Here is a 3,575-nt window from a genome sequence, read left to right as displayed (position 1 = left end):
AGATGTGTATAAGAGACAGGCACCCCACCCGACCAAGAGGCCCCGGAGCGGGCCTTCGCCGGGCTGGAGGAGCGGTACGACGCCCGGCTCGGCGTGTACGCCGTGGACACCGGCACCGGCGAGGAGATCGTCCACCGGGCCGACGAGCGGTTCGCGTACGCCTCCACCTTCAAGGCCCTGGCGGCCGGTGCCGTACTGCTGGAGTACGGCGTCGGGGGAATCGACGAGGTGATCCCCTACGGCGAGGAGGACCTGGTCGAGCACTCCCCCGTCACCGGGGAGCACGCCGGGGTCGGCATGACCCTGCGCGAGCTGTGCGACGCGGCCGTGCGCCACAGCGACAACACCGCCGGGAACCTGCTGTTCGACGCCCTCGGCGGCCCGGAGGGACTGAACGACACCCTGCGGGAGTGGGGCGACGGGGTGACCGTGATGAGCCGGTACGAGACCGAACTGAACGAGGCGGTACCCGGCGACGAGCGGGACACCGGCACCCCCCGGGCCCTGGCGGCGAACCTGCGGGCCCTGCTCCTGGGGGACCTGCTCGAGGAGACCGAGCGGGACCTGCTGACCGAGTGGATGCTGACCAACGTCACCGGCTCCGAACTCATCGCGGCGGGGGTGCCGGAGGACTGGACAGTCGCCGACAAGAGCGGCGCGGGCGGGTACGGCACGCGCAACAACATCGCCGTGGTGTGGCCGCCGGAGGGCGACCCGATGGTCCTCGCGGTGCTCTCCGCCCGGGACGTCGAGGGCGCCGAGTGGGACAACGCGCTGATCGCGGAGGCGGCCTCGGTGGTGGCCGACGCCCTCACCCGACCCGCCGGCTGATCCCGCCGGCGTCGGTCGACCCGGCCGGCTCCCGTCCCTCCCGGGGGGCGGGGGCCGGCCACGGGGGCCGCGAAAGCCTGCCATGCTTGTGTGCACGAGCGGGCCCCGGCCGGGGCCCGTCGCCGCCGGAAACCGGCGGCGGAAGAGGAGCCCGGGCGTCACGGGCTCGACCACGGAGGATGTGCGAAGGATGACGGAGCAGGTGCGGTCCCTGGCCGACGAGGTGGAGGCGGCGGTGTCGGCGGCGATGGCCGAGACGCTCCCGGCCGAGCTGGCGGCGCTGGACCCGCTCGTGCGACGTTCGGACCACGCCGACTTCCAGTCGAACGTGGCGTTGTCGCTGGCCAAGCGGCTCGGCGAGAAGCCGCGCGACGTGGCCGAGCGGCTGCGCGAGCGGCTGGCGGGTGTGGAGTGGATCACCTCGGTGAAGGTCTCCGGTCCCGGCTTCCTCAACCTCCACCTCGCCGACACCGCCCTGGTGGAGCGGCTGGCCGCCCGGCTGGACGACCCCCGGCTCGGGGTGCCGCGCGAGCGGTCCGGCGACGTGGCGGTGGTGGACTACTCCGCGCCGAACGTCGCCAAGGAGATGCACGTCGGGCACCTGCGCTCGACGCTGATCGGTGACTCCCTGGTGCGGGTGCTGGATTTCCTGGGCACCGACGTGGTGCGGCAGAACCACATCGGTGACTGGGGCACCCAGTTCGGCATGCTGATCCAGTACCTGACCGAGCACCCGGAGACCCGCTGGCGGACCGCCGAACTGGACGCGGCCGGCGGCCCCGCCGGGGAGGGCGCCGCCGAGGCGGGGGACGCCGTCTCCGCGCTGGACTCCCTCTACCGCGAGGCGCGCAAGGTCTTCGACGCCGACCCCGCCTTCAAGGAGCGCGCGCAGCGCCGGGTGGTGGCCCTGCAGGGCGGTGACGAGGAGACGGTCGCCGCCTGGCGGGAGATCGTGACCGAGTCGGAGGCCGCCTTCCAGCGGATCTACGCCCGGTTGGGCGTGCTGCTCACCCTCGACGACGTGGCCGGCGAGTCCTTCTACAACACCCGTCTGCAGGCGGTGGTGGACGAGCTGCGGGAGAAGGGCATCGTCGAGGAGAGCGACGGCGCCTGGTGCGTCTTCTACGACGACATCCGCAGCCCGGAGGACAAGCCGGTGCCGATGATCGTGCAGAAGGCCGACGGCGGCTTCGGCTACGCCGCCACCGACCTGGCGGCCGTGCGGTACCGGACCACGGAACTGAAGGCCAACCGCCTGCTGTACGTGGTGGACGCCCGGCAGGCCCAGCACTTCGACATGCTCTTCCGCACCGCCCGCCGGGCCGGCTGGCTGACCGACGGGATCGAGGCCGCGCACGTGCGCAACGGCACGATCAACGGGCCCGACGGCCGCCCGTTCAAGACCCGGGCCGGCGGCACCGTGCGGCTGGCCGACCTGCTGGACGACGCCGAGGGCCGGGCGCGCGAGGTGGTCGCGGAGAAGAACCCGGAGTTGACCGGCGAGGAGCTGGACGCCATCGCGCGGGGCGCCGGGATCGCCGCCGTGAAGTACGCGGAGCTGTCCACCTCGCGGGCCAAGGACTACGTCTTCGACGTCACCCGGATGGTCTCCTTCAGCGGCCAGACCGGCGTCTACCTCCAGTACACCCACACCCGGATCGCCTCCATCCTGCGGCGGGCCGGTGAGCAGGCGTCGGCCGCGCGGTTCGACACCTCGCTGCCGCTGGAGCGGGCCGAGCGGGAACTGGCCCTGGCGGTGGACGAGTTCGGCGCGGTGCTGAACTCGGTGGCGGAGACGCTGGAGCCGCACCGGCTGGCCGGTTGGCTCTACACGCTGGCCAAGGCGTACACCGACTTCTACGAGAACTGCCCGGTGCTGCGGTCGGACGTGCCGGAGGAGATCCGCACCAACCGGCTGGCGCTGTGCCGGCTGACCGGCGACACCCTGGCCCGGGGCCTGTCCCTGCTGGGCATCGCCGCCCCCGACCGCATGTGATCGACGGCGCGTCAGCCGAACCGGCCCACCCGGGCCACCACCTCGTCCGCGAGGTCCCGGGTGGGCCGTTCGCCGTCCATGACCAGGGTGTCGCCGGGCAGGGAGGCCACCGCGGCGACGCATTCGGGGACGCGTTCGCGGCACCAGCGGCGGGCCGCCTCGTCCCGCTCAGGATCTCCGGGGTGGAACACCCTGGCGGCGATGCGGCGCTCCAACTCCCCGGCGGAGACCTTGAGGAAGACGTGGTGGAGGGGGACACCGGCCCGGCGCAGGCCGCCGAGGATCTCCTGCGAGTACCGGGGATTGACGAGGGTCATGGGGGCGATGACGGTCCGGCCCGGGTACTCCTCCACCAGACCGACGGCCAGGGAGATCACCTGACGGCGCCACAGACCCAGATCCTGGAAGTTCCCCGTGGGGACGGGCACGATCCCCCGCAGCACGAACCCGATCCACTCCGGGTCGAACACCAGGGCGTCGGGCAGGCGCCGCTTCAGCTCCTCGGTGAGGGTGGTCTTTCCGCTGCCGAAGGCGCCGTTGATCCAGATCAGCACCGCGGGCTCCCGGGGTCGGTGACGGTCGGTCGGGGCCGGCTCCGATGGCCCCGGAACCTCATCGTGCCGGCCGGGGCGCCGGCCGGGGCCGGCTCCGATGGCCCCGGAACCTCATCGTGCCGGCCGGGGCGCCGGCCGGGGGAAACCCGGGGCGGCCGGCCGAAACCCCGTCGGGGCGCGGGCCGGCGGGGAGG

Annotated in this window: 3 protein-coding genes; 2 read left to right on the top strand and 1 reads right to left on the bottom strand. The window is 73.3% G+C overall.

Annotation, left to right across the window (positions count from 1 at the left end):
* Positions 1-63: 63 nt before the first annotated feature.
* The gene (gene bla / locus FNQ90_RS16235; RefSeq protein ID WP_323380003.1) at positions 64-831 is read left to right on the top strand and encodes a class A beta-lactamase; all 768 of its coding nucleotides are present in this window, start codon (positions 64-66) and stop codon (positions 829-831) included.
* Between the two features lie 190 nt (positions 832-1,021).
* Positions 1,022-2,827: an arginine--tRNA ligase gene (argS, locus tag FNQ90_RS16230; RefSeq protein WP_182607043.1), complete on the top strand. Its 1,806-nt coding sequence runs from the start codon at positions 1,022-1,024 to the stop codon at positions 2,825-2,827.
* An 11-nt stretch (positions 2,828-2,838) separates the two neighbouring features.
* Here argS and FNQ90_RS16225 read toward each other — a convergent pair whose 3' ends face one another.
* Positions 2,839-3,381: an AAA family ATPase gene (locus tag FNQ90_RS16225; RefSeq protein ID WP_182607042.1), complete on the bottom strand. Its 543-nt coding sequence runs from the start codon at positions 3,379-3,381 to the stop codon at positions 2,839-2,841.
* Positions 3,382-3,575 lie beyond the last annotated feature (194 nt).

The organism is Streptomyces alkaliphilus, from assembly GCF_014141535.1.
GTDB classification, from domain to species: domain Bacteria; phylum Actinomycetota; class Actinomycetes; order Streptomycetales; family Streptomycetaceae; genus Streptomyces; species Streptomyces alkaliphilus.
The sequence above is the reverse complement of the archived record's forward strand: the minus strand, read 5'-3'. Positions and strand labels throughout refer to the sequence as shown.

Coding starts and splice junctions, on each gene's coding strand:
- argS (WP_182607043.1), top strand. CDS start 1,022: ATGACGGAGCAGGTGCGGTCCCTGGCCGACGAGGTGGAGGCGGCGGTG.